Source organism: Prevotella falsenii DSM 22864 = JCM 15124 (assembly GCF_000613945.1).
Taxonomy (GTDB): Bacteria; Bacteroidota; Bacteroidia; order Bacteroidales; family Bacteroidaceae; genus Prevotella; species Prevotella falsenii.
This window is the reverse complement of the sequence record NZ_BAJY01000065.1, coordinates 1-3092: the sequence shown is the minus strand read 5'-3', so window position 1 is coordinate 3092 and position 3092 is coordinate 1. Positions and strand designations below refer to the sequence as shown.

Sequence of the window (3092 nt, the reverse complement as noted above, 5' to 3'; positions counted from 1 at the left end):
AAAAAAAAGTGCACCGTAAGGGTGACCATGACAACAAGCAAGGAGATGTAAAAAAGCCATACAAGATAATACATACAGCAAAAAGAATAGGCAAACGAATGAAAGTTTCGGGCAATTAGTAGTGCTCGGCTTTGACATCGCTGTCTTTACACCTGCACCCTATCAACGTCATCGTCTGTGACGACCCTCATAAGGAGTTCTAATCTTGCGGAAGGCTTCGCACTTAGATGCTTTCAGCGCTTATCCATACCAGACTCAGATACCCGGCGGTGCACCTGGCGGCACAACCGGTAAACCGGAGGTCTGTCCACCACGGTCCTCTCGTACTAGTGGCGGAACCACGCAAAACTCCAACGCCCACGATAGATAGAGACCGAACTGTCTCACGACGTTCTGAACCCAGCTCGCGTGCCACTTTAATGGGCGAACAGCCCAACCCTTGGGACCTTCTCCAGCCCCAGGATGTGACGAGCCGACATCGAGGTGCCAAACCACCCGTCGATATGAGCTCTTGGGGGGGATCAGCCTGTTATCCCCGGAGTACCTTTTATCCTTTGAGCGATGCAGTTTCCATACACTTGCACCGGATCACTATGCCCCAGTTTCCTGCCTGCTCGGCATGTCTGCCTCCCAGTCAAGCGCCCTTATGCCATTACACTCTATAAGGTCGGTTACCAAACGACCCGAGGGCACCTTTGGAAGCCTCCGTTACGCTTTTGGAGGCGACCACCCCAGTCAAACTACCCACCAAGCAATGTCCGCGCAACATGCGCGTTAGACCTCAGACAGCCAAAGGGCCGTATTTCAAGGATGGCTCCACAAACACTGGCGTGCATGCTTCGAAGCCTCCGGCCTATCCTACACATCGGATGACCAAGGTCAATGCTAAGCTGTAGTAAAGGTTCACGGGGTCTTTTCGTCCCATCGCGGGTAATCGGCATCTTCACCGATACTACAATTTCACTGAGATCATGATTGAGACAGCGTCCGGATCATTACACCATTCGTGCAGGTCGGAACTTACCCGACAAGGAATTTCGCTACCTTAGGACCGTTATAGTTACGGCCGCCGTTTACCGGGGCTTCAATTCAAACCTTCGACTTGAGTCTGAGCTCTCCTCTTAACCTTCCGGCACCGGGCAGGTGTCAGGCTGTATACGTCATCTCTCGAGTTGGCACAGCCCTGTGTTTTTGTTAAACAGTTGCCTGGACCTATTCTCTGCGCCTCGCTAAAAACGAGGACCCCTTATCCCGAAGTTACGGGGTCAGTTTGCCTAGTTCCTTAACCATGAATCTCTCAACGCCTTAGTATGTTCTACCCGACTACGTGTGTCCGTTTGCGGTACGGGTTGCCCAAACATTGAGCTTAGCGGATTTTCTTGGAAGTATGATTACCTGTGCTGTCGGTTCGCCCCGAGGGGAAAACCGTACTATCGGCCATCAGCTCAGGGTGTGGATTTGCCTGCACCCCTCAAAGCCTAAAACCTTCAACGCCCATATCCGTAAGGGCGCGACAGTGTCACTGCTCCGTCTCCACATCGCTGAATGGGCAAGTCACGGAATATTAACCGTGTCTGCCATCGCCATCGCCGTTCGGCTGAGACTTAGGACCCGACTAACCCCGGGATGATTGGCATCGCCCGGGAAACCTTAGTCTTACGGCGAGGGGGAATCTTACCCCCTTTATCGTTACTTATACCTACATTTGCGTTTCCATGCGCTCCAGGATCAATCACCATCACCATTCGACGCACATGGAATGCTCCCCTACCGATACTTTTAATATACATTGCTATCCCGCGACTTCGGTATCTGACTTATACCCGATTATTATCCACGCCCGGACCCTCGACTAGTGAGCTGTTACGCACTCTTTGAATGAATGGCTGCTTCCAAGCCAACATCCTAGCTGTCACCGGGACCGGACTTCGTTAGACTAACTTAGACAGAATTTGGGGACCTTAGACGACGGTCAGGATTCTTCTCCTCTCGGGGACGGACCTTAGCACCCGCCCCCTTACTGCACGACTACGATCCGTGAGCATTCGGAGTTCGTCAGGTCGCGATAGGCGGTGAAGCCTCTTGACCTATCGGTCGCTCTACCTCTCACGGAGAACATCGCACGCGGCACCTAAATGCCTTTCGGGGAGTACGAGCTATCTCCAAGTTTGATTGGCCTTTCACTCCTACACTCAACTCATCGGGAAGCTTTTCAACGCTTATCCGTGCGGTCCTCCATTCCGTGTTACCGGAACTTCAACCTGGTCAAGTGTAGATCACTTGGTTTCGCGTCTACCCCACCCAACTAAACGCCCTGTTCAGGCTCGCTTTCACTGCGGATACGGGGCTGAACCCCTTAACCTCGCTGGGCATGGTAACTCGTAGGTTCATTATGCAAAAGGCACGCCGTCACATACAAAAAAATATGCTCCGACCGCTTGTAGGCGTATGGTTTCAGGAACTATTTCACTCTCCTAAAAGGAGTGCTTTTCACCTTTCCCTCACGGTACTGAATTCACTATCGGTCTCACGGGAGTATTTAGCCTTACCGGATGGGCCCGGCAGATTCACGCAGAATTACTCGTGTTCCGCGCTACTCAGGATAACACTACGCCTCGTCATGCTTCGGATACGGGACCATCACCCGCTATGGTTGAACTTTCCAGAACATTCTCCTCACAATCGGAGTACGACAACGTGCTCCTACAACCCCCAAGGCGCATTGCTACGTCATGGGTTTGGGCTGTTCCCCGGTCGCTCGCCACTACTGGGGGAATCATTAAGTTATTTTCTTTTCCTGCAGGTACTAAGATGTTTCAGTTCCCTGCGTTAGCCTCCTGATAAAAAAAACAGGATAGCACTCCTTCAGAGTGCTGGGTTGTCCCATTCGGAAATCCCCGGATCAAAGGTCATTTGCACCTACCCGGAGCTTATCGCAGCTTATCACGTCCTTCATCGCCTCCGTGAGCCTAGGCATCCGCCATACGCCCTTAATTACTTTCTATTCGCCAAGTGACAAGTGTATAAACACATGCCACAGGGTTGCTCATACTTTCAGCTGTATCTTGAAATATATAATCACTCCACACCAA

General features: G+C 51.6%; 1 rRNA gene. It reads right to left on the bottom strand.

Going from position 1 to position 3092, the window contains the following annotated elements:
- Positions 1 to 96: 96 nt before the first annotated feature.
- Positions 97 to 3004 (bottom strand): 23S ribosomal RNA (locus JCM15124_RS12345).
- Positions 3005 to 3092 lie beyond the last annotated feature (88 nt).